We start from the raw sequence: 23,951 nt of genomic DNA on the forward strand, positions 1-23,951 counted from the left end.
TACACGCATGATCCCTCGTCGTCTCGTCGTCGGCCTCGCCCTCTCGGCCGTGCTCGTCGCGGGCTGCAGCCGGGCGAACAAGCCCGCCGAGGTGCGCCCTGGCACCGCGCAGCCCGGCGCTCCCGGCCCGTCGGCCGGTGCCAAGCGGCTGGTGTTCATCACCAACGGCGACGATCCGTTCTGGGACGCGCTCCTCAGCGGGCTGAAGGAAGGTGAGAAACGGTTCGGCTGCGCCGCTGCCGGATTGACGGTGTCGCGCGACGTCAACAACGCGTCGGCCGAGGGGCAGATCGAGCGTCTCAGGCAGTACGCCACCCAGGACGACATCGCCGGGATCGCGATCAGCGTCATCCAGGCCGACAACCAGTCGATCGTCGAGGAGATGCGCAAGCTCCAAGCCAAGGGAGTCAAGGTCATCACCGTCGACGGCGACGTCAACCGCGACACGTTCCGTGACGCGCGCCCCTACTACATCGGCACCGACAACATCGTCGGCGGCCGTGTGCTGGGGACCGCGACGAAGGCACTCCTCGAGGCCAAGGGTGCGAAGGACGGGGGCTACGTCCAGTTCGCCGGCTTCACCGACAACGACAATGCCCGCAGCCGGATGAACGGCGTCAAGGAGGCGATCGGCCCGGCGTTCGCGGAGCGCGACCGGATGGCTGACGAGATGGATCTACCCCGGGCCCGCGACAACGTCCGCAACGCCACCCAGAACCACAAGGACCTCGTCGCCCTGGTGGGGATCTGGGCCTACAACGCCCCGGCGATCGCCGACGTGGTCTCAGAGAGCGGATCGCGCGACCGCTACGTGGTCGGCACGTTCGACGCCCAGGATCTGGCGATCGGCCACATGGGGAAGGGGAACATCGACGTGATGGTGGTCCAAAACCCGTTCGAGATGGGGGTCCAGACGGTTCGCCTCCTCAAGGCGATGGTCGAGAGCGACAAGGCGGTGCTCGGGGAGATGTTCCCACGGGCCGGCAGCCCCGACGGCGACATCTTCACGACCGGTCTGCGGGTCGTCGTCCCCGACGCGGCCTCCCCGGTGAAGCCCGGCCTGTTCGACCCGAAGGTCGTCGAGTTCATGACGCTGCCGGAGTTCCAGGCCTGGCTGAAGCAGTACAACCTGACCAGTTCCTGACATGACACCCTCCGGCCCCGCGGCGGGCGGCTGGCTGCCGCCGCGCACCGAGCTCGCCCTGCTGGCGGCGATCGTCGTCGTCTTCGTCGGCACCGGCTGGCTCGACCCCAACGGCACCTACTTCACTTCCTGGGCCGAGAGCCGCGACATCATCCTCCGCAACACGGCGCTGCTGGGCATCATCGCCCTCGGGGCCGCGGTCGTGATCATCGCCGGCGGCATCGACCTGTCGGCGGGGTCGATGGTGGCGTTCAGCGCCACCACCTGCGCGCTGATCCTCACGCTCTGCGCCGACGCCGACGACCGGCGCCTCGTGACCGTCGGCCCGGTGGGAATCGCACTGGCGGTCGGCGGCGCGATGCTGTCGGGGCTCCTCGTCGGCACGCTCCACACCTGGCTGATCACCTCGATCCGCCTTCCCCCGTTCGTCGCCACGCTCGCCACGCTCGTCGGCCTGCGCAGTTTCGCACGGGCGATGTGCCTGTACGTCACCCGCACGCGCTGGGGGAGCGAGTCGCAGCAGATCAACGTCAACACGCCGTTCTTCGCCTGGCTCAAGGAGCACAACGTCTGGATCACCACCGCGACCTTCCTCGGCCTCGCGGTGGTCACCTGGATCGTCCTCTCCCGAACCGTCCTCGGCCGGCACCTGTACGCACTCGGCGGCAACGAGCAGGCGGCCCGGCTGAGCGGAATCCGCACCGAGAACGTCAAGTGGTTCGCCTACTGCTTCAGCAGCCTGACCGCGGCCCTGGCCGGGATCTTCCTGATGGCCGACAGCAGCGTCGCCCAGCCGGGCCAGCTGGCCCGCGGCTACGAGCTCAACGCCATCGCGGCCGCCGTCGTCGGCGGCTGCAGCCTCCAGGGGGGCGTGGGCACGGTGAGTGGCACGGTCCTCGGGGCGCTGTTCCTCCGCGTCGTCATCGACGCCGTCTCGAAGCTCATCAAGGCCAGCGCCGACGTCTACGAGGGGATGATCGTCGGGATCATCGTGGCCCTGGCGGTGACGCTCACGCAGTTCGGGCAGCTCGCCCGGACGGGGCGGGCGCTGTTTCCCGGAACACGCGGCCTGGCGGCGATCCCCACCATCGCCACGTTCGCCGCCCTGCTGGCGACGATGGGGGCGGCGAACGTCGAGGGACTCGCCGGCCGCACCGGTCTGCTCGGCCTGGCGGTCGGGATCGCCGTGCTCGGCCTGCTCGGGGCGGTGCGCTGGATGGAGGGGCGGCGCAGCCCATGACGCCGATCGTCGCCTTCGAGGCCGTCACCAAGCGCTTTCCGGGGGTCGTCGCCCTCGCCGACGTCAGCTTCGACCTCGCGCCCGGCGAATGCCACGCGATCTGCGGTGAGAACGGTGCCGGCAAGAGCACCCTGATGAAGATCCTCTCCGGGGTGATCACCGACTACGAGGGGGAGATCAGGGTCCGCGGCACACCGGTGCGCTTCACCGGGACGCGCGACGCCGAGCGCGCCGGGATCGCGATCATCCACCAGGAGCTGAACCTCGTCGAGCAGCTCTCCGCCGCCGCCAACATCTTCCTCGGCCGTGAGCGGCGCACGCCCCTCGGGTTGCTCGACGACGCCGCGATGATCCGCGAGGCGGGCGAGCTGCTGGCCGGGCTCGAGTGCCCGATCGACCCACGGGTCGCGGCCGGCACGCTCCGCGTCGGCGACCAGCAGCTCGTCGAGATCGCCAAGGCGCTGTCCCTGCGGACCGATATCCTCATCATGGACGAGCCGACCAGCGCCCTCACCGAGGCCGAGGTGGCGCGGCTCGAGCGGGTCATCGCCCGTCTTCGCGCCCAGGGGACGTCGATCCTCTCCATCTCCCACAAAATGGACGAGGTGTTCCGGCTCGCCGACCGGATCACCGTCCTCCGCGACGGCCGCCACGTCCGTTCTGTCGACCGGGCCGCCACCACCCCGCGCGAGGTGACCGGGTGGATGGTGGGGCGCGAGATCGCCGACCACGATTTCCACGGTTCGCGGCAGCGCGGCGCACGGCTCCTCGAGATCCGCGATCTCACCGTGCCCTGGCCCGAGCACCCGCGTGGCTACCGGCTGCGCGACGTGTCGCTCGACCTCCACGCCGGCGAGATCCTCGGCGTGGCCGGGTTGATGGGGGCGGGGCGCACCGAACTGTTGGAGACGATCTTCGGCGTCCTCCCGCCGAGCTGGACCGGCTCGATCCGGCTCGAGGGACGGCCCGTCCGCTTCTCCCACCCGCGCGAGGCGTGTGCCGCCCGGATCGCGATGGTCACCGAGGACCGCAAGCGTCTCGGCCTGTTTCCCGACCTCGACGTCGCCGCCAACATCAGCCTCTGCAGCCTCGCCGCGACCCTCCGCGGCGGGCTCGTGAACCGGTCCCGCGAGGAAGATCTCGTCGCCGGCCCGATCCGTTCGACCGGCGTGAAGACCCCCGGTCCGCACGCGGCGATCACGGGGCTGTCGGGGGGCAACCAGCAGAAATGCATCATCTCGCGTTGGCTCCTCACCCAGCCGCGCGTCCTCCTCCTCGACGACCCGACCCGCGGCATCGACGTCGGGGCGAAGGCGGATCTCTACCACCTCATCGATCGCCTGTGCCGCGAGGGTCTGGGCGTGATCCTCACCTCGAGCGAGCTGCCCGAGCTCCTGACCCTCGCCGACCGGATCATCGTCCTCGCCGAGGGGAGGCTGACGGCGGAGTTGTCTCGCGCCGAGGCCACCGAACAGCGCATCATGGAAGCGGCGACGGCGTGCTGAACCTCACACGCCCAGGCTGCGGGCGACGATGCTCCGCGCCCGCGTCTCGTCGCGCGTCCCGCTGACGATCGCCCGGCCGTCCGCGAACACCGCCAACTCGATCCCCGGCTCGACGACGACGCGCACGATCCAGGGGTTGGCGGTCACCCGGCCGAGAGCCTCGGCACGCCTCGCGAACGCCTCGAGATCGACCCGGGCTCCCGCGGCGGGGGCGACCTGCACCGCGTCGCGCCCGCAGAGCACGGCGGTGCCGCCGCCGAGGCGACCGTCGAGCCACGGGTGGTCCGTGCCGCGGCAGGTCGGGCAGCCGCGCTCGGCCAACCCGGACAGATCGACCGTCCTCCACGCCCCCTCCCAGAGGTCGAACACGAGCATCCGTCCGGAGGGAGCGACGCCGGTGAGGAGCTTGATCGCCTCGGCGGCCTGGACCGCCCCCACGACCAGCGCCGCCGGCCCGATGATCCCCGCCGTGTCGCACGTCGGCAGCGCGCCCGGGTCGGGGGGCTCGGGCACGAGGCAGCGCAGGCAGGCCGTCCGTCCGGGCGCGACCGCCAGCACCCGGCCTTCGGCGCCGATCGCACCACCGTAGATCCAGGGGAGCCGCTCCCGGCAGGCGAACTCGTTGACGAGGAACCGGGTCGCGAAGTTGTCGGTGCCGTCCACGATCAGATCGACACCACCGAGCACGCGCGCGGCATTGTCGGCCGCCAGGTCGGCGACGACCGGCTCGATGGACAGCGTCCCGTCGATCGTGCGGAGGCGGTTGGCAGCCGCCACGACTTTCGGCAACCCGGCAGCGACGTCGGCCTCGTCGAACAGTACCTGCCGCGGCAGGTTCGAAAGCTCCGGGACGTCGCGATCGACGAGGCGCAGGTGCCCGACGCCGGCCCGGGCCAACGCCATCGCCGCGGCGCTGCCCAGCGCGCCGCAGCCGACGACGGCGACCCGCGCCTGCGCCAGGCGCGTCTGCCCCTCCGGCCCCAGCGGCGTGAAGCGGACCTGTCGGGAATGGCGGTCGGCTGCAGGGTCCATGCCGCGATCGTACCAGCCGGCCGTCGGGCTCGACCGACCACGGGATCACCCCACGAGATAGCCGGCCCACGGCACCGTCGCACCCGTCCCTGCTCCGCCTCCCCAGGCCGCCAGGCGCGCCTGGAGGCGGTCGCACTCCCGGCGCGCGACGGCGACCGGCTCGAGCGGTTCCGGCCTGGTCGCCGCGGCCACCAGCGCGACCCGCAGCGGCTCCCGCCAGCCGGGCGCGGGGTCAGCGTCGCCGGGCAGCAACGCGACCAGGGCATCGACCGGGGGCAGTGTCGCAGCCGAGGGCGGTCGCGTGCCATCCACTTCCCATCCCACCGGCAACGAACCGCGCCGCTTGCCCGCGCCCGCGAGCCCCGCGGCGACGGCAGCGGCCGGAACGCCCGCGGCGACCACCGCAAGCAGCACTGCCGGGCAGGTCGCGAGGTCGACGAGCCGCGCCGCCACGTCGTCGCCGCCGGCAGCCGACAGCCGGGCGACGACCGCCACGCCGGCGCTGGCCGCCAGCGTCAGCGACTGCTCGTCGGGGTCGGTGATCCAGGCCGCCGCCGCAGCCGCGCGCAGCTCGTCGGCGAGTGCGGCCGTGAGTGCCGGGCAGGACACCCCGCGGGGAACGTAGCGCCGCCCCTCGAGCCACAGCGATCTGGCGCGCACGCCGCCGCGCCGCAGCCCGACCGTGACGGCCGCCGTGGCCGTGCCGCCGTCGCCGATGAGCCGCGCCTCGAGGCGGTACAGTGCCGGCATGTCGGGCTGCCAGTAGGCCGGTTCGGTGAGGATGCACCGCGCCAGCGCCACGCCACCGGGAACGGGGGGAAGCGGCTCGAGCACGACGTCGACGGGGAGCATCGTCCCCCGCGCGCAGCGCGGGCCGGTCAGCCGTCCCTCGATCCGCACGCCGGGAGCCGCCCCGGCCGGACCCCGGTCGACGACCAGCAGTGCGGCACGCTCGTCGCTGCATCTGCCGAGCAGGACCAGCGGTGCGAACCCCCCTCCGGTCACGACGGCCTCTTCCCGGGAAAACGCTCCAGCGCCAGCGCCGCGAGCCGCTGAAGGTCGAGCTTGCCCGATCCGAGGACCGGGATCGCGTCGATCGCGGCGAAGCTGTCGGGGGAGGGGATCCAGAGGTTGTGGAGGCCGCGCGCTTGGAGCCCTCGGCAGACGTCGTGCGGATCGCGCGTCGTGGGAAGGTGGAGGACGACCAACCGCTCCCCCTTGGCGACGTCGGGTACGGCGGTGACCACGGCGAGGAGGTCGCCGTCGCCGGCTCCGAGCTCCTCGTTGACGGCCGCCTCGATCGGCAGGTGGGGCACCATCTCACCGCCGATCTTCGAGAACCGGCTCTCGCGGCCGGTGATCGTGATGAACCCGTCGGCATCGAGCCGGGCGATGTCGCCCGTGCAGTACCAGCCGTCACGGATCACCTTGGCCGTCAGATCAGGGCGATCGAGGTAGCCCTGCATCACGTTCGGTCCGGTGATCCACAGCATCCCCTCCGCGCCCAGCGGCAGTTCGGCCACGCCCTCGCGGTCGGTGATCCGCGCCCTGCAGTGCTCGATCGGCCGGCCGACCGTCCCCTCCCGGCAGGCGGCCGGCGTCCCGGGCAGCTGCCGCGCCGCCGGCACGTTGACGGCGACCAACGGCGAGAGCTCCGTGGCCCCGTACGCCTCGACGGGGCGGGCGCCGAACTTCCGCTCGAACGCGTCGGTGACCTCGCGCGGCAGCTTCTCGGCCGAGGCGAACACCACCTCGAGCGTCGAGAAATCCTCCGCCGGCGTCCGCCGGATGTAGGTCCGCAGGAACGTCGGCGTCGCCATCAGCACGGTGGCGTGGTACTGGCGGACCATCTTGCCGACCGCCTGCGCGTCGAGCGGATTGGGATGGTAGACCACCGCCGGGTCGAGCGTCAGCGGCAGCCACAGCGTCGACATGTAGCCGTAGGAATGGAAGAACGGCAGCACGCCCATCGCCGTGTCGGCCCCCGACAGATGGAGGATCGCGTCGACGGCGCGGACGTTGCTGGCGACGTTCTCCTGCGACAGCACGACCCCCTTGGGGTCCCCCGTCGAACCCGACGTGAAGATGATCGTGAGCACGTCATCGGGGCCGATCCGGTCGAGGCCCAGCTTCCGCTCGAGGGCCGGGAGCGGGGTCACGGTGGCGTTCCACCAGGCTCCGACCTTGTCGGCGAGCGTCAGCTTGCCGCGCAGTGATCCGGCGTCGAGGAACCTGTCGCCGAGCGACAGTTTGACACGCTCGAGGAACGCCGGCGACGAGATCACGTGGCGGAGCCCCGCGCGCTCGCTGCACAGGTCGAGGATCGCCTGGCTGGTGGTGTAGTTGAGGTTCACCGCCACGCGGCCCGACAGGGCCAGGGCGGCATTGACGACCGCCGCCCCGGCAGTCTGCGGGAGGAGGAGGCCGACGCGGCGCTCGTCGGGCGCGAGCGTGCGCTCGAGCACCGCCCGGGCGCAGAGAATCCGGGTGAGTAACTCCCGTCCCGTGAGACGGGTCCCGAGCGAGTCGGCCATCTTCATCCGCCCTGCCGCCGACCGGCAGGCGCGGAGCAGCGCCTGCTGGAGGAGCGGAGTGGCGGCGGCGCGGGGAGCGGCCATCGGGCGGCGTGCCGGGAAACGACGGGGCGGTCGACTCGTTGCCGCCCCGGTCGTGACATTAGAATCGGCCCTCCGGGACCTGAACAGCCGCGGCCCCGGACGGTTCCCCGCCGCTGCCGGTTCCCCCGCCGCCGGCGCGACGGTTTCTCCCCCTCCGGCCCACGGACCCGACGGATGCCCCGCTACCAGCCCGCCCGGATCGAGCCCAAGTGGCAGTCGTGGTGGGAGTCCCACGACACCTTCGCCACGCCGCGCCTGCCGACCGGCCGCAAGCGGTACGTGCTCGACATGTTCCCCTACCCGAGCGGCGAAGGGCTCCACGTCGGCCATCCCGAGGGCTACACCGCCACCGACATCGTCACCCGCTTCGAGCGGATGCGCGGCACCGCCGTGATGCACCCGATGGGGTTCGACGCCTTCGGGCTTCCCGCCGAGGAGTACGCGATCCGCACCGGCACTCCGCCGCGCGAGAGCACGGAGCGCAACATCGCCACCTTCACGCGGCAGCTGAAGATGCTCGGCTTCAGCTACGACTGGAAGCGAGTCCTGGCGACGACCGATCCGGAGTACGTCCGCTGGACGCAGTGGATCTTCCTCGTCCTCTTCGACACCTGGTTCGACGCCACCGTCCAGCGCGGCCGGCCGATCGCGGAACTGCCGATCCCGGACGACGTCGCCGCGGCCGGCCCGGCGGCCGTCGCCCGCTACCGCGACGAGCACCGCCTCGCCTACCAGTCGGAGGCTCCGGTCAATTGGTGCCCGGCGCTGGGCACGGTGCTGGCCAACGAGGAGGTGATCGGCGGCGTCAGCGAGCGCGGCGGCCACCCGGTGGTGCGGATCCCGCTGCGCCAGTGGATGCTGCGGATCACCGCCTACGCCGACCGGCTCGAACGCGAGCTCGACGGCCTCGACTGGCCGGCGAGCATCAAGAAGCTGCAGTCCGACTGGATCGGCCGCAGCACCGGCGCGGAGGTCGATTTCTTCGTCTGCCCGCCGGGCGACGCCGGATCCTCCTTCGCCGCCTGGCAGAGCGCCCGTGCCACGGCGGGCTTCCCCGCCGGGCCCGGCGTCGACGCGATCCGCGTCTACACCACGCGCCCCGACACGTTGTACGGCGTCACCTACCTCGTCGTGGCGCCCGAGCATCCGCTCGTCGAGCGGCTCACGACCGCGGCACAGCGCGAGGCGATCGCCGCCTACCGTGACGCGGCGACCCGGAAGAGCGACCTTGATCGCACCGATCTCGCCAAGGAGAAGACCGGCGTGTTCACCGGGTCCTCCTGCGTCCATCCGCTCACCGGCCGACCGGTGCCGGTGTGGGTGGCCGACTACGTGCTGGCGAGCTACGGGACCGGCGCGATCATGGCCGTCCCGGCCCACGACGACCGTGACTGGGATTTCGCCAAGGCGTTCGGCCTGCCGATCGTCACCGTCGTCGAGCCGAGCGACGGCCATGGCCACGACGGCACGCTGTTCACCGGCGCCGGGCGGGCGGTGGCGTCGGGGCCGTACACGGGGCTGGAAACGGCCGCGTTCATCGCCCGGATCGGCGCCGACCTGCGCGCCGCCGGGATCGGCCGGCCGGCGGTCAATTACAAGCTCCGCGACTGGCTGTTCAGCCGGCAGCGGTTCTGGGGTGAGCCGTTTCCGATCCTCCACGAGGTCGACGGCGCGGGCGTACCGACCGGCGCGATCCGGGCCCTCGATCCGACGGACCTGCCGGTCCACCTCCCCCACCTCACCGACTTCAAGCCGGGGAACACCCCCGATCCGCCCCTGTCGCGCTCACCCGCCGACTGGCTGTTCGTCGAGCGCGACGGCAAACGCTACCGCCGCGAGACCAACACGATGCCGCAGTGGGCGGGGTCGTGTTGGTACTACCTCCGCTTCCTCGACCCCCACAACACCGAGCGGTTCGTCGATCCCGACGTCGAGCGCGCCTGGATGCCGGTCGATCTCTACATCGGCGGCGCCGAGCACGCCGTCCTCCACCTCCTCTACGCGCGGTTCTGGCACAAGGTGCTCCACGACCGCGGCCACGTCTCGTCGCTGGAGCCGTTCCACCGGCTGGTCAACCAGGGGATGATCCTCGGCGAGATGGAGTTCACCGGATACCGCAGCCCCAAGGGGGGCTGGGTCTCGGCCGAGAAGCGTTCCGCGGAGGACGTGGGGGCGAAGGTCCCGGCCGACCAGGTCGAGAAGCAGGGCGAGCATTTCGTCCTCCGCGACGCTCCCAAGATCCGCGTCGAGAGCCGGGCCTACAAGATGTCGAAGGCCCGTGGCAACGTCGTCAATCCCGACACGGTCGTCACCGAGTTCGGCGCCGATTCGCTGCGTCTCTACGAGATGTTCATGGGGCCGCTCGAGGCGACCAAGCCGTGGAGCACCACCGGGGTGAGCGGCGTCCGTGGCTTCCTCGACCGCTGCTGGCGGCTGGTGGTCGACGAACGTGCCGATGACGTGACCCTCGCGGCCCAGGTCGTCGACGATCCCCCGACGCTCGACCAGCTCCGCGAACTCCACCGCACCGTCCACAAGGTCACGACCGACATCGAGTCGCTGTCGTTCAATACCGCGATCGCCCGGATGATGGAGTTCGTCAACGTGTTCACGCCGCTCGACCGACGGCCGCGCGCGGTGCTCGAGCTGTTCGTCACGATCCTGGCGCCGTTCGCCCCCCATCTCGCCGAGGAACTGTGGGAGGTGCTCGGGCGCCCGGCACCGGTCTCGACTGCTCCCTGGCCCACGGTCGTCGAGCGCTGGCTCCGCGACGACACCGTCGAGGTCCCGGTGCAGGTCAACGGCAAGCTGCGCGGGCGTGTCACGGTGGCCGCCGATGCCGATCCGGCGGCGCTCGAGGCCGCGGCCCAGGCCGACCCACGGATCGCCGACCTGCTCGACGGGAAGCAGGTCGTGAAGGTCGTCGCCGTCCCGGGTCGGATGGTCAACTTCGTCGTCCGCTGACGGCGACGCGGCCGCTGACAGTCGCGCGATGGCAGGGCCGGCTGTGATTGCCGGACCGCGGCGGACTGGCATAGCATGGGGCCCTCGCGGCGGCATCGGCGCCTGTGCCGCGATCCCGGGGAGCCTTCCATGAGCGTGGTGCGTCGCGTGCTGGCCCTGGTCCTCGGTGGCGGACGGGGCACGCGCCTCTACCCCCTGACCCGCGATCGCTCCAAGCCGGCGGTGCCGCTGGCGGGCAAGTACCGGATCATCGACGTCCCGCTGTCGAACTGCATCAACAGCGGCGTCCAGCGGATCTACGTGCTGACGCAGTTCAACTCCGTCAGCCTCCACCGCCACATCCGCCGGACCTACACGTTCGACCCGTTCAGCGGCGGGTTCGTCGAGATCCTCGCCGCCCAGCAGACGCTCGACAACCCCGGCTGGTACCAGGGCACGGCCGATGCCGTCCGGCAGAACATCCGCTACCTCCAGCAGCCCGACATCAAACACGTGCTGATCCTGTCCGGTGACCAGCTGTACCGGATGAACTATGCCGACATGATGGCCACCCACCTCGCCCAGCGGGCCGACGTCACGATCGCCGGGATCCCGGTGCACGAGTCGGCCGCCAGCGCGCTGGGGATCATGCGGTTCGACGACGAGGGGCGGGTGGCCGGTTTCCTCGAGAAGCCCCAAACGGCCAACGAACTGGAGCTGGTCCGCACCTCGCCGTCGTGGATCGAGCGCCAGGGGATCCCCGCCCACGGCCGGTCGCTGATGGCGAGCATGGGGATCTACCTGTTCGACCGTGATTGTCTCGTGGATCTCCTCCGTCAGACCGACTACCAGGACTTCGGCCGCGAGGTGTTTCCCGCGGCGATCCGTGCCAAGCGCGTCCATCTCCATCCGTTCGACGGCTATTGGGAGGACATCGGCACGATCCGCTCCTACTACCAGTGCAACCTCGACCTCGCCGGCGCGCGGCCGCCGTTCGAGTTGGCCTGTGCCGAGGCGCCGATCTACTCCCGTGGGCGGTTCCTGCCGCCGTCGCGGATCGACGGTGCGAGCATCCGCGCGAGCCTGGTTTCCGACGGCTGCCTGATCGAGCAGGGAGCGGTGATCGAGAACAGCGTGATCGGACTCCGCTGCCGGATCGGGCGCAACGTCGTGATCCGCAACTCGGTGATCCTCGGCAACGACCTCTACGAGACCGCCGACGATCTCGCCGCCAACACCACCAAGGGCGTGCCGCCGATCGGCATCGGCGAGGGCTCGGTGATCGAGGGGGCGATCATCGACAAGAACGTCCGCATCGGCCGCCGGGCGCGGATCGTCAACGACCACGGCTGGGATGCCAGCCCCGACAGCGACCGGTTCACCGTCCGCGACGGTGTCGCCGTGGTCCCGAAGGACGCAGTCATCCCCGATGGCTGGGTACCGGAGCCGGTCGTGGCTTCGTGACCACGGGGTGGCCGCGCCGCGGTCAGCGGATCACGGTCGCGTCCCCGTCAGCGTCCGGGGCGTCGGCGGTGACGATCACGGCCGTTTCGTCGGCCGCGCTCTCCGGGGAGTCGGCGGCGACGGCTGTCTCGGCCGCGCCCGTCTCCGCTTCGACCAGCGGCGGCCAGGGGGCAGGCTTGGCGCGGAGCGGAAGGATACCGTTGCTCCGCGCCATGAAGTCGTTTTGGGGCGCCGAGCCGTTGGGAACCGGCCCCGAGTAGTCGAACGGATCGGGGCACATCGTGCAGCCCGTCGCCACCAGGGCAAGCGCGATCACCCAGGCCGCCCGCGGGATCATCGGGCCCTCGTTCGCAGCGCTCATCGCCAACCCCCGTGACCCCGGTAGCCGCGGGCTCCCGTGCCCGTGGCTCTTCGGCGGCTGTCCCTCCCCGCGACCCGTCGTCGGAATCGGTCGTGGTGCCGCGGCGGCTTGAGGCAAACGGGTTCAGTCGCCGCGGGGCGGCAGTTCGAGGCCGGCACGGGCGGCAAGCAGCTGCATGTCCTCCCACACCTGCCGCTTCGCACTCGGATTGCGGAGAAGATACGAAGGGTGGTAGGTACAGAGAACCTGGGCACCACGGTGCGCGAACCACCGTCCGCGGAGCTTGCCGATCGGCTCGTCGGTGCGGAGCAGCGCGTGGGACGCCGACGTGCCGAGGCAGCAGACGAATTCTGGTGCGATCGTCGCGAACTGGCGCTCGAAGTAGCCGCGGCAATTGGCGACCTCGTCGGGTAGCGGCGTCCGGTTTCCCGGCGGCCGGCACTTGAGGACGTTGAGGATATAGACCTCGTCGCGCGACAGCCCGATCGAGGAGATGATCCGGGTGAGGAGTTGGCCCGCGCGGCCGACGAACGGCTCCCCGCTGGCATCCTCGTCCGCGCCAGGCGCTTCACCGAAAAAGCAGATCCGCGCCGTCGCCGACCCGGTGCCGAACACCGTCCGCGTCCGGGCCGCGGCCAAGTCCACGCAGAGCGTGCACGCCTCGACCTCGGCGCGGATCACGGCCAGGCGGGATCCACGATCGGCCGGAGCGTATGCGGTCTGAGTCTGGAGGGCCGCGGTCACCCGCTCGGGAACCACCGTCGGCTCCCGACTAACCCGCCGCTTCGGCAGCGCTTCGACCCCGGCGGCGGCGAGGCTCTCGAGACGCTGGCCGAGAGCCCGCCGGCGGCGTGCCTGCCCATCGTCCCCCGCCCCTGCACGACTGCCGTCCATGGCCGGTTCCCGGGCCGCGACACGCGGCGGGTTTCACAACGCGCGGCGGAAACGCTTCGCCCCACGCCCCTTGCCCAGCCGCGTCGCGGCCGGCGGGGCTGCGGGCGGCGGTGGCTCCGCAGCGGCTGGCACCGGCCGCGCGGCCGCAGCCGGGGCCGGCGGCGTCGGGGCAGTGCCGTAGGCGGTCGGCACCTGGACGACGGGGCTGGGAGCCGCTCGACGGTCGAACGCCTGGAAACCGGGAATCTCGTCGCGTTCGAGCAGTTTCTCGATCCGCATCTCGATCCGGGTCAGCTGCGGCCCTTCGTCCGGGGCGACGAACGTGTAGGCCACTCCCTCCCTCCCCATCCGGCCGGTCCGGCCGACGCGATGGACGTAATCGTCACAGAACTCCGGGACGTCGTAGTTGACGATATGGGACACGCCCGAGACGTCGATCCCGCGCCCGACGACGTCGGTGGCGACGAGGACCCGCACGCTCCCCTCGCGGAACTGCCGCATCACCCGGTCGCGCACGTTCTGCGCCAGGTCGCCGTGGATGCAGGCGACTTCCGCCTCGTCTCCGCCACGGCGCCGCGCGAGTTTTTCAAACACCTTGTCGGTGCCACGCTTCGTCCGGCAGAAGACGATCGCCTGCCGGGGTTGCTCGCGCTCGAGAAGCTTGTCGAGCAGATCGAACTTCCTCGTCGGATCGACCGTGAAGTAGTACTGCTCGATCGTCTCGACGGCGATGTCGCGCGTCGAGAAGTCGAGGATCTCGGGATCGCGCATGTAACGCGACGCGAGCCGCGCCACCGGCGGCGGCACCGTCGCCGACAACAGCAACGTCTGCCGGCTGTCGGGACAGCGCCGGAAGATCTTCTCGATGTCGGGACGGAAGCCGATGTCGAGCATCCGATCGGCCTCGTCGAGGGTCACGATCTCGACGTCGGCCAGCGAGATCGTGCCCCGGCTGAGGTGGTCGAGGACCCGTCCCGGTGTGCCGACGACGACGGCCGGATGGCGGGCCAGCTTGTCGATCTGCCCGCGGATCGGCTTGCCGCCATAGACGGCGACGCAGTGGATCTTGGTGCCGGCGGCGAGTTTCTCGAACTCGTCGCGCACCTGCACGGCCAACTCGCGCGTCGGCACCAGCACGATCGCCCGGGGGCCCGCTCCGCGCCCCGGCCGGGCCATCGCCTCGAGGATCGGCAGCACGAATGCCGCCGTCTTCCCCGTGCCGGTCCGGGCCTGCCCCATCACGTCGCTGCCAGTCAGGGCCCGGGGAATGAACCCCGCCTGGACGGGAGTCGGGGTCGTGTAGCCGGCCTGCTCAACGGCAGCCAACGAAGCTGCCGAGAGCCCGAGGTCGGCGAACCGTTTGGCCACCTCGCCCTCGACGGCGGGCACCGCTGCCACGGTCGCGATCCGACGGTCGGCACCGCTCGACAGCCACGCATCGGCGTCTTCGCGCCGCCCGCGCGGCCGCGGATCGTCGCGCCGTCCACCACCGGGAGGCCCCCGGCGTCGGCCTCCGCGTCCCCGGCCGCCCCGGTCCGATCCCCCGCCACCAGCCCTCTTGTCGCCTGTCACGTGTCCTTCACAGTCACCGTTGGTCCGCGGACGCGCGGCGTACCCCGCCGCGTGTTGATCCGTTCACCCGGCAGGGTACCACGGTGAACGGGTCGGGGGCAATCCGGAGGCGAGGCGCGGGTATGGATCTCCCCGGCGGTCTGGTCCACCTGGCGACGACGAAGGCGGTTCAGGGACCTCAGCGGTCGAAGAGACGCTTGATCGCCCACAGGGTGGCGGACCGTCCTGCGCGGGCGATCGATCTGGTGAGCGGGATGCCCTTCGGGCAGACGGCGACGCAATTCTGCGCGTTTCCGCACATCTGGATCCCGCCGGGGGCGGTCAGCGTCTCCAAACGCTCGTCGGCGATCATCTTTCCGGTCGGATGCGAGTTGAACAGCATCGCCTGGCTGATCGCGTGGGCCCCGACGAAGCCCCGGTCGAAGGCTCCCTGGCGGCGCTCCGCGAACGCCTCGGGTGTCTCGCCGTCACGGCGAACCGGCTCGATCTTGACGTACTGCGGGCACGCCTCGAGACAGCACCCGCAGCTCATGCAGGTCGAGAGCGGGTAGGCGTCTTCCTGCTCCTCGGGGGAGATCCGCGGCCCGGCGCCGTGGTCGTAGGAATCGTCGACGGGCACCCAGGCCTTGACCTTCTCGAGACCCCGGAACAACCGTCGGCGATCGACGACGAGGTCGCGGACGACGGGAAACTTCGACATCGGACGCAGCTCGATCTCGTCGCCGTCCTCGAGCAGGCGGTCGACGAGCGCCGAGCAGGCCATCCGCGTCGCACCGTTGATCAGCATCGTGCAGGATCCGCACACCTCCTCGAGGCAGTTGCAATCCCATGCCACCGGGGCCACGGGCCGTCCATCGGCGGCCCGCGCGCCGGCCGCGATCCGCTGGAGGACGCTGATCACGTTCATGTTCGGCTCGTAGGGAACCACGTGCCGCTCCCAGTAGCTCTCCTGCGCGGGAGCGTCCTGGCGGAGAATGCGGACGCGGATCGCGCGTTGCTCTTCTGCCGAGCCGGACGACGAGGGGTCCGAAGAATGGGCGGGGGCGATCATCGGGAGATCTCCACGGCGGCGTGTCGGACGGTGGGACAGGATGGCTGGGGAACGGACGTCGGCCTTCAGGTGGCGGCCGCCGCGACCGTCGGCCGGGAGGCACCCTCCGCGACCGTCGCCTGGCGTTCGCGCCACACCTCCTCGATCAGGTCGGCGCCGACCAGGCCGTACAACCGGGGGCGCGGCGGGATCAACGAAGTGTCGATGTCCTCGAAGGTGATCTGGGGATGGCCGTCGGCACCGGGGCGGGCGACCGTGCTCTTCAGCCACCGCTCGGTGTTGGCGGCAAACCGATCGCACCACGCCTCCGCCTCGCGGCGCCGGCCTACCGGATCGGTCGCGGACAGGCCGGGCACGGAAAACGCCGGCTTGAAGTGGGCCCCGCGGCACTCGTCGCGGAGCAGCGCCCCCTTGAGGATGATCTTCGCCAGCGGAAACATGTCGCCGAGCGACTTGGTGAACGTGACGTTTTGGTTGGTCCAGTTGCCGGTGTCGCTGACGGCGCTGCGGGTCCACCGCTCCTCGAGCGTGCAGACCTCGTCGTAAGCGGCGGCGAGCTGGTCGTTGCGCCGCACGACGGTCGCCACGCGCGTCATCAGCGCCCCGAGATCCTGGTGGATGGCGTAGGGGTTGTCGCCGCCGCCGCGCCGGCCGAGCAGCGCCTCGTGGCGATCCTGCTCGCGCCGCAGGGCGGAATCGAACAGCCGGGCCGGCTCCTCGGCGGCCGTCCGCGACGCGCCTTCACCCCCGGCGATCACCCCACTGGCGCAGAACAGCCCGCTGAAGATGCACGACAGCAGCGAATTGGCGCCGAGCCGGTTGGCACCGTGGTACTGGTAGTCGCATTCGCCGATCGCGTACAGGCCGGGGATCGTGGTCTGGTGGTTGCGCGGCGACCCCTCCTCCATCCCGCCGCCGGCACTGCGCCGGTAGTCGACCCACAGCCCGCCCATCGAGTAATGGACGGCGGGGAAGATCTTCATCGGCGCCGACCTCGGGTCGACCCCCTGGAACTTCTCGTAGATCTCCAGGATCCCGTGGAGCTTGCGGTCGAGTTCCTGGCGGGGGATGTGGGTCAGGTCGAGGTACACGCACGGCCGGTCGCGCTCGACCGACAAGCCCTCGTTGACGCAGATGTCGAAGATCTCCCGCGTGGCGATGTCGCGCGGCACGAGATTCTTGTATTTGGGATAGCGATCCTCGAGGAAGTAGAAGCGTTCCGACTCGGGGATCGTCGTCGGGTCGCGTGGATCCTGCGGAGTGCGCGGCACCCAGACGCGGCCCCCTTCACCGCGGGCGCTTTCGCTCATCAGCCGCAGCTTGTCGGCGCCCGGGATCGCCGTCGGGTGAACCTGGATGAACTCGCCGTTGCCGTAGGCGGCGCCGTGCTGGTAGGCACGGCTGATGGCGCTGCCCGTGCAGGCCATCGACATCGTCGAACGGCCGAAGACGAGACCGCATCCCCCCGAGGCGAGGATCACCGCGTCGGCGGCGAACGACCGGAACTGCATCGACACCAGATCCTGGCAGATCGCGCCGCGGCAACGGCCGTGGCCGTCGAGGACGGGGGCGAGGAAGTCCCAGAACTCCCACTTCTTCACCCGCCCGGCGACCTCATGCCGGCGCACCTGCTCGTCAAGCGCGTAGAGCAATTGCTGACCGGTCGTCGCCCCGGCGAAGGCCGTCCGCTTGTAGAGCGTGCCACCGAAGCGGCGCTGGTCGCGGAACCCCTCAGGGGTGCGGTTGAAGGGGACGCCGAGGCGGTCCATCAGGTCGATGATCCGTGGCCCCCAGTCGGCCATTTCCTTGACCGGCGGTTGGTGCTGGAGGAAGTCGCCGCCGTAGACGGTGTCGTCGAAGTGCTTCCACTCCGAGTCCCCCTGCTGGCGCGTCAGCGCGTTGACGCTGTTGATGCCCCCCTGGGCACAGACACTGTGCGACCGTTTCACCGGCACGAGGCTGATCAGGTCGACGGCGACGCCCAGTTCGGCCAGCCGCATCGTCGCCGACAGCCCTGCCAGCCCGCCACCGACGACCAACACCCTCGGCTGTGCCATGGATCAACCCCTTCGCTCCCGCACGCCGAGGCCGGGAAAGTCCCGTCCGGGGTGCGTGCGGGTCGATCCCCGGTGAAAAGTCGTCTCGGGCCGGCTTCCGTACCCGGCACTCAGGTTCCCACGTCCGCGGAGGCGGCAGCCGGGCTCGCCGGCAGTCCCCCTTCGAGCATCCGCCGCGCCTCGCCGCGCCGCTCCTCGAGGGCCCGTGCCGAGTCGACGTCGATCCTCCGGATGCCGACCAGCGACCCCAGACCTGCAAACGCCAACACAGCGCCGACGCCGACGCTCACCCAATTCGCCCGCCGCATCGCCGCGGGGCTCGTCCACACACCCCAGGTGATTCCCAACGACCACAGGCCGTTTGCGAAATGGTAGACCGCGGCCAGCATCCCGATGGCATACAGCAGATTCATCCCCAGGGAGGCCATCGCCACCGCGAGGGTGCTCGAGGCATGGTGCGGATCGAATCCCGGCAGGGCCGTGCCGCGGAACGGCGCCCCGAGCCAGTGGAGATGGACAAGGTGCCAGACGATGAACGCGAAAGCGATCATCCCCGTGGCCCGTTGCAACGTGTAGCGGATGTTGCCCGAGTAGGGATAGGAACCGACGTTCGGCATCCCGCCGGCGATGATCACGAATCCCACCACCGCGTGGAACAGGATCGGCAGGAAGATGAAGGCGATCTCCACCGGCACCAGCAGGGGACCGAGGCCGTGGATCGTGTCGACACGGTCCTGGAAGCTCTCCGCCCCGCCGAGGATCGACGAGTTGGTCAGCAGGTGGACCACCAGAAAGGCCCCCACCGGCAGCAGACCCGCCAGCGAGAACAGCCTGTAGATGAGAAACTGGTGGCGGGTGAAGAACGAGTCTGCGGCGGTATCGTCGCGCGTCACGATGAACCTGCTCGTTGTTGACCTGCCCGGCCGAGCGTGCCGGCCGGCACCGCGTTGGACCGGAATCTCGGCCCGTCGTCATGCGATACACGCGGACCGACGCGGCCGTGGCAACGACGCCCGGACCGGCTTCACGGTCCGCTCCTCGTCGCCTGTGCCTGCCAGGCCCTCCGCAGGCCTCGGCCCCGGGCATTAACCGCGCCGGTCCCGACCCTGCCCCGACACGGCAGCGGACCGCTCGCGATCCCGCATCACGACCACGGGGAGTATAGGACCGCGTCACGCCCGGGCAACGCCGGTGGCGTGAATTGGCGGCTTCGTTCCCTCTTTTTTATACTCCGTGCGGTGTCGCCCGGTCCGGCACGGAGGGATAGCAGGGTGTCGGAAGTCCGGAACGTGCTGGTCGTATCGGAGCCCTCGATCCGCCCTGCGGTGTCGATCGACGACGGCAGGCTCACCGTCGACACCGGTGTTTCGGGCTCGTCGCACGTCATTCCCTGCAGCGACGTCCGCGACGCTGCCGAGCGCGTCGCCACCGACGGCAGCACGGCTGCGGCCGTCCTCGTCGGCCGCGGCGCGGTCGGCGAGCTGCGTGCGCTCGAACGCGACAGCCGCGTACTCGCCGACCTTCCCGACGGCGTTGCCGTCGTCTCCGCCGGCGGCACGATCCTCTGGGGCAACGCCCGGTTCCGAGAGTGGTGTGGCTGTGAGTCGGTGGCCGATCGCCGCATCGGCGACGCCCTCAACGCCCCGGAGATCGTCGGCGACGAGGGGGATCCGGTGGCGGCCGTGGTCGCGGGAGCGACGGCCGCCGCGGCCACCGTGCGCACGGCCGACAACCGCTACTTCCACCTCCGCGCCGCCCCGTTCACCGACACCACCGCCCCCGGGGCGGCCGCCGCCGTCGTCAGTGTCCGCGAGGTGACCCACACGATCCTCGAGCAACAGAAACGCGCCGCCATCCACCACGCCGGCCAGCAGCTCGCCGACCTCACCCCGGCCGAGCTGGCGAGCATGAGCGTCACGGAGCGCATCGACCTCCTCAAGAGCAACATCCTCCATTACTCGCGCGATCTGCTGCAGTTCGACGTCATCGAGATCCGCCTCCTCGACGCGCGCACCGGTCGGCTCGAGCCGCTGCTGGCCGAGGGGATGGAGCCCGAGGCCGAGGCCCGGGTGCTGTTCGCCCGCACCGAGAACAACGGCGTCACCGGCTTCGTCGCCGCCACGGGCCGGAGCTACCACTGCACCGACACGACGCACGACCCCCACTACCTCGAGGGCTGCAAGGGGGCGAAGACGTCGCTCACCGTGCCGCTGACCTACCACGACCGGGTGATCGGCACGTTCAACGTCGAGAGCCCCGAGCCGGGCGGCTTTTCCCCGACCGACCTGCAGTTCCTCGAGATCTTCGCCCGCGACGTCGCCGTCGCCATCAACACGCTCGAGCTGCTCGTCGCGGAGAAGGCGACGACGGCGGCGGCGAGCATCGAGGCGATCCACGGGGCAGTCGCCCTGCCCGTCGACGACATCCTCAACGAGGCCGTCAACGTCATGGAGCGCTACATCGGCCACGATGCCGACGTGGTCGAGCGCCTCCAGAAGATCCTCCGCAATGCGCGCGACATCAAGCTCGTGATCCAGAAGGTCGGCGAGACGATGACCCCGAGCTCGGCCCACACCCAGTCGCGCCAGCCCCAGCGGCCGCGGCTCGTGCGCCGGCGGATCCTCGTCGTCGACGCCGACGAGCAGGTCCGGGCGGCAGCCCACTCGCACCTCGAGCGCTGCGGCTGCATCGTCGAGACGGCACGCGACGGCGGCGAGGCGATCTCGATGGTCCGCAACGCCCGCGACAGCTACGACATCGTGCTTTCCGACATCCGCCTCCCCGACATGACCGGCTACGAGCTGCTCGTCAGGCTGCTCGAGGGGATGTCTCCGGGACGGTTCATCCTGATGCAGGAATTCGGCTGGGACCCCGGCCACTCGATCGTCAAGGCGCGGCAGGCCGGCAGCCGTCTCCAGCTCTTCAAGCCGTTCCGTGTCGATCAGCTGCTCGACACGATCGAGCGGGCGCTCGCCGACTGACCGATCAGCCGGCCACGACACCCGCCCCCTGCGGAAGTGGCATCGCCACCGGGGCGACCTCGCAGCGAGTTCGCCCCAGGTTGCCCAGTCGAGCGTCGCCCCCGACCCGCTGGCCCGGGATCGGACGCCTTCTTCCCTGTTTTCCAGGCACGCTCACCCAACGGTGGCTGGCCTTGACCCGTTCCCCGGCGGGCCGCTACCTATCCCGCCCTTGCTGTCCCCAGACCACAGGGATCCGGCCCATGGCATGCCTCCACGATTCCGCCGCGCGACGCTCGGTTCGCCAGACCGATGCCGGACCGTTCGCCGGCCTGCGGCTCACTGCAGCCGCGCTCTCGCTGGCTCTCGCCGGGCCACTGGGCGCCTTGCCGGCTGCCGAGCCGCTCCCCGCGCCGGCCGATGACGCCGCCGCCGCACGCCGGGCGCTGGCGGGCGCCGAAGCGGGCGCGCCCGTCGGTCCCCCGCGGCAGCCGACGGCCGCACCGCAGGCGGCAGGGGGCGCACCGGGCACCGAACGGCTCCCCCGCGACCTGGCGATCGCCAAGGCGTCGGCCGAGGTCGCCGCCCGGCAGCTCGAGGCCCGCCGGCTGGCGACGACCGCGCCGATCGAGGCTCTCGAACTGCTCGATGCCGTCACCGCCGACATCGGCGCCCGCGACATCCCCCCCGAGACGCGTGAGCAGCTCCAGCGGCGGATCGACCGCTCGCGCCGCGAGATCGAGGAAGCCACCGGGAAGCGCCGTTCCGAGCTGGAGATGGAGCGGAAGACGGCCCGCGTCGAGGCCGAGGTCCAGCGCGAGCGCGCCCAGCGCGTCGAGGTCGATCAGCGCCTGGCGATGCTCGTCGAGGAATACAACGCCCTGATCGACGACCGCCGCTACGCCGAGGCCGAGGCGTTGGCCAAGAAGGCCGGCCAGCTGGCCCCCGAGAATCCCGTCGTCCGGCAGCTCCTCTCACAGAGCCGGATGATCCGGCGGATCGACGCGCAGAAGTCGATCGAGTCGGACAAGCAGGCGGCGGTCCTCGACGTCGCCGAGGACGTCGAGCGCTCGACGACGCCGTTCCTCGGCCCGATCGAGTTCCCCGCGACCAAGGAATGGGAAACGCTCACCAAGAACCGCACGCGCCGCGAGGCCGACGGCAAGGGGCGTCTCAACCCTGCCGAGGTGCAGATCCAGCGCAAGCTCTCGACCCCCGTCCTCGCCTCCCACCGCAACGAGCCGCTCGCCGTCGTCCTCGACTCGCTGGCCCGGCAGGCGGACGTGCCGATCCACCTCGACATGGTCGGCCTCGAGGGGGAGCAGGTCCTCAGCGACACGCCGGTGACGATCGCGCTGGACCAGAAGATCTCCCTGAAGAGCGCCCTCAAGCTGCTCCTCGAGCCGCTCCATCTCGACTACGTGATCAAGGACGAGGTGCTGAAGATCACCAGCCCACGCCTCCTCAAGGGGGACGTGTACAGCGTCTCCTACCAGGTCGCCGACCTCGTGATCCCGGTGCCGAGCTTCTCGACCGACGGCCTGGGGATCTCGGCGGCCCTCCGCGACGGCTACGCGCGCATCGCCACGCAGGAAGCCCCGGTCGTCCAGACCGGCCCACCTCCGGCGGGGATCAATGCCGCCGCCGCCCGCGGGCCGGCCGGCGCCGTCGATCCGATGTCGCTGGCGCAGATGCAGGGGCCGGTCATTCCCCCGGCGACCGGGTCGACACCGTCGATCCCCTTCGGCCCGCAGGGAGTGCCAGGCGGCAACATGGCCGACTTTGAGTCGCTGATCGACCTCATCCAGCAGACCGTCGCCCCGCAGAGCTGGATCAACACCGGCGGCCCGGGGGCGATCCAGCAGTTTCCCACCAACCTCAGCATCGTCGTCAGCCAGACGCAGGAGGTCCACGAGCAGATCGCCGACCTCCTCGAGCAGCTCCGCCGTCTCCAGGATCTCCAGGTGACGATCGAGGTCCGCTTCATCTCGCTCAACGACACGTTCTTCGAGCGGATCGGCGTCGACTTCGACTTCAACATCCAGTCGAACGTCCGTGAGCCGCTCAACATGACGGCCCTGCCGACGGCAAGCAATTCGTCGACGTCGCCCTACTCGCTGGGCCTCATCCCGGGTCCCGGTGGCCCGTCGCAGACGATCGGCCTCGACCCGACCGGGAATCCCGGCGTGGCACTGGCGCCCAATCCGGGGTTCGGCCAGCAGAACTTCTTCTCGATCCCGTTCCGGCAGAACAGCTTCGGCCCCGGCAGCGTGCCGCAACTCCCCGGCCTCCCCGACCCGGCTTCGTCGGCGGCGAACTTCGGGTTCGCGATCCTCTCCGACATCGAGGCCTACTTCCTCATCCAGGCCGCCCAGGGCAACACCCGCTCCAACGTCATGCAGGCTCCGAAGGTGACGCTGTTCAACGGCCAGACGGCGAGCGTCTCCGACACCCGCCAGCGGCCGTTCGTGACCAGCGTGGTGCCCGTCGTCGGCGACTTCGCCGCCGCCCAGCAGCCGGTGATCACCGTCCTCTCCGAGGGGACGGCGGTCAACGTCCAGGCGGTCGTCTCCAGCGATCGGCGCTTCGTCCGCCTCACGCTCGTCCCCTTCTTCTCGACGATCGGCAAGGTCGAGGAGTTCCAGTTCGAGGGCTCGCGTTCGACGAGCACCAAGAGCAGCGACGAGAAGACCGGGCTCGACGGCGCGGCGGGCCTCGAGGGGGTTCCGCCGCTCGGCGCCGCCCTCGGCGTCCAGGCCAAGAGCGACCGTGAGCAGACGCTCCGCTCCAGCGGCACCACGATCCAGCTGCCGGAGTTCCTGTTCACCACCGTGACCACCACGGTCAGCGTGCCCGACGGCGGCACGGTGCTCCTCGGCGGCATCAAGCGGCAGCGCGAGGGGCGCAACGAGTACGGCGTGCCGATCCTCTCGAAGATCCCCTACATCAACCGGTTGTTCCGCAACGTCGGCCTCGGCCGCACGACCGACAGCCTGATGCTGATGGTGACGCCGCGGATCATCATCCAGGAAGAGGAGGAGGACAAGCTCCTCGGGAACAGCCGTCCCTGAGCCGCTCCCGATGAAGCCCTCCTGGATCACCGCCGGGGC

Annotated in this window: 16 protein-coding genes; 7 read left to right on the top strand and 9 right to left on the bottom strand. The window is 70.7% G+C overall.

Going from position 1 to position 23,951, the window contains the following annotated elements:
• The first annotated feature begins 7 nt into the window (after positions 1-7).
• The 3 genes from FJ309_12290 to FJ309_12300 are packed head-to-tail and all read left to right on the top strand — an operon-like array spanning position 8 to position 3,889.
• Positions 8-1,144 carry a substrate-binding domain-containing protein gene (locus tag FJ309_12290; GenBank protein ID MBM3955376.1) on the top strand — a complete coding sequence of 379 codons (1,137 nt, stop codon included), beginning with the start codon at positions 8-10 and terminating at the stop codon, positions 1,142-1,144.
• Position 1,145: 1 nt separating this feature from the next.
• Positions 1,146-2,384, top strand: a complete 1,239-nt coding sequence (locus FJ309_12295; protein MBM3955377.1) for an ABC transporter permease — start codon at positions 1,146-1,148, stop codon at positions 2,382-2,384.
• Complete coding sequence (locus FJ309_12300) at positions 2,381-3,889, top strand: sugar ABC transporter ATP-binding protein (protein ID MBM3955378.1); 1,509 nt, start codon at positions 2,381-2,383, stop codon at positions 3,887-3,889. The genes FJ309_12295 and FJ309_12300 overlap by 4 nt, the downstream gene beginning before the upstream one ends.
• Positions 3,890-3,892: 3 nt before the next feature.
• On the opposite strand, the gene FJ309_12305 is transcribed toward FJ309_12300, so the two are convergent.
• From FJ309_12305 to FJ309_12315, 3 genes are read right to left on the bottom strand one after another with little or no spacing between them, the layout of a single operon-like run.
• A complete protein-coding gene (locus tag FJ309_12305) occupies positions 3,893-4,921 on the bottom strand; it encodes a thiazole biosynthesis adenylyltransferase ThiF (protein MBM3955379.1) in 1,029 nt (342 codons plus the stop codon).
• A 45-nt stretch (positions 4,922-4,966) separates the two neighbouring features.
• Complete coding sequence (locus FJ309_12310; protein MBM3955380.1) at positions 4,967-5,926, bottom strand: hypothetical protein; 960 nt, start codon at positions 5,924-5,926, stop codon at positions 4,967-4,969.
• Complete coding sequence (locus tag FJ309_12315) at positions 5,923-7,539, bottom strand: AMP-binding protein (GenBank protein ID MBM3955381.1); 1,617 nt, start codon at positions 7,537-7,539, stop codon at positions 5,923-5,925. The genes FJ309_12310 and FJ309_12315 overlap by 4 nt, the downstream gene beginning before the upstream one ends.
• A gap of 174 nt (positions 7,540-7,713) precedes the next feature.
• Here FJ309_12315 and FJ309_12320 point away from each other — a divergent pair, with 174 nt between their 5' ends.
• Both FJ309_12320 and FJ309_12325 read left to right on the top strand, forming a co-directional pair.
• Complete coding sequence (locus FJ309_12320) at positions 7,714-10,503, top strand: leucine--tRNA ligase (GenBank protein MBM3955382.1); 2,790 nt, start codon at positions 7,714-7,716, stop codon at positions 10,501-10,503.
• Positions 10,504-10,632: 129 nt separating this feature from the next.
• The gene (locus tag FJ309_12325; protein ID MBM3955383.1) at positions 10,633-11,946 is read left to right on the top strand and encodes a glucose-1-phosphate adenylyltransferase; all 1,314 of its coding nucleotides are present in this window, start codon (positions 10,633-10,635) and stop codon (positions 11,944-11,946) included.
• A gap of 22 nt (positions 11,947-11,968) precedes the next feature.
• Here FJ309_12325 and FJ309_12330 read toward each other — a convergent pair whose 3' ends face one another.
• The 6 genes from FJ309_12330 to FJ309_12355 all read right to left on the bottom strand — a co-directional run bounded on the left by FJ309_12330 (position 11,969) and on the right by FJ309_12355 (position 18,774).
• Positions 11,969-12,307, bottom strand: a complete 339-nt coding sequence (locus FJ309_12330; protein ID MBM3955384.1) for a hypothetical protein — start codon at positions 12,305-12,307, stop codon at positions 11,969-11,971.
• Between the two features lie 123 nt (positions 12,308-12,430).
• Positions 12,431-13,201: a uracil-DNA glycosylase gene (locus FJ309_12335; GenBank protein ID MBM3955385.1), complete on the bottom strand. Its 771-nt coding sequence runs from the start codon at positions 13,199-13,201 to the stop codon at positions 12,431-12,433.
• A 33-nt stretch (positions 13,202-13,234) separates the two neighbouring features.
• Positions 13,235-14,590 carry a DEAD/DEAH box helicase gene (locus FJ309_12340; protein MBM3955386.1) on the bottom strand — a complete coding sequence of 452 codons (1,356 nt, stop codon included), beginning with the start codon at positions 14,588-14,590 and terminating at the stop codon, positions 13,235-13,237.
• 361 nt (positions 14,591-14,951) lie between these two features.
• Positions 14,952-15,824 carry a succinate dehydrogenase iron-sulfur subunit gene (gene sdhB / locus FJ309_12345; GenBank protein MBM3955387.1) on the bottom strand — a complete coding sequence of 291 codons (873 nt, stop codon included), beginning with the start codon at positions 15,822-15,824 and terminating at the stop codon, positions 14,952-14,954.
• Positions 15,825-15,889: 65 nt separating this feature from the next.
• Positions 15,890-17,881 carry a succinate dehydrogenase flavoprotein subunit gene (gene sdhA, locus FJ309_12350; protein ID MBM3955388.1) on the bottom strand — a complete coding sequence of 664 codons (1,992 nt, stop codon included), beginning with the start codon at positions 17,879-17,881 and terminating at the stop codon, positions 15,890-15,892.
• Positions 17,882-17,991: 110 nt separating this feature from the next.
• Complete coding sequence (locus tag FJ309_12355; protein MBM3955389.1) at positions 17,992-18,774, bottom strand: succinate dehydrogenase; 783 nt, start codon at positions 18,772-18,774, stop codon at positions 17,992-17,994.
• A 396-nt stretch (positions 18,775-19,170) separates the two neighbouring features.
• Here FJ309_12355 and FJ309_12360 point away from each other — a divergent pair, with 396 nt between their 5' ends.
• Complete coding sequence (locus FJ309_12360) at positions 19,171-20,862, top strand: response regulator (GenBank protein MBM3955390.1); 1,692 nt, start codon at positions 19,171-19,173, stop codon at positions 20,860-20,862.
• Positions 20,863-21,104: 242 nt separating this feature from the next.
• Entirely contained in the window at positions 21,105-23,912 is a 2,808-nt protein-coding gene (locus FJ309_12365; protein MBM3955391.1) for a general secretion pathway protein GspD, read from the top strand.
• Positions 23,913-23,951: the final 39 nt, after the last annotated feature.

Source organism: Planctomycetota bacterium (genome assembly GCA_016872555.1).
Lineage (GTDB): Bacteria > Planctomycetota > Planctomycetia > Pirellulales > UBA1268 > F1-20-MAGs016.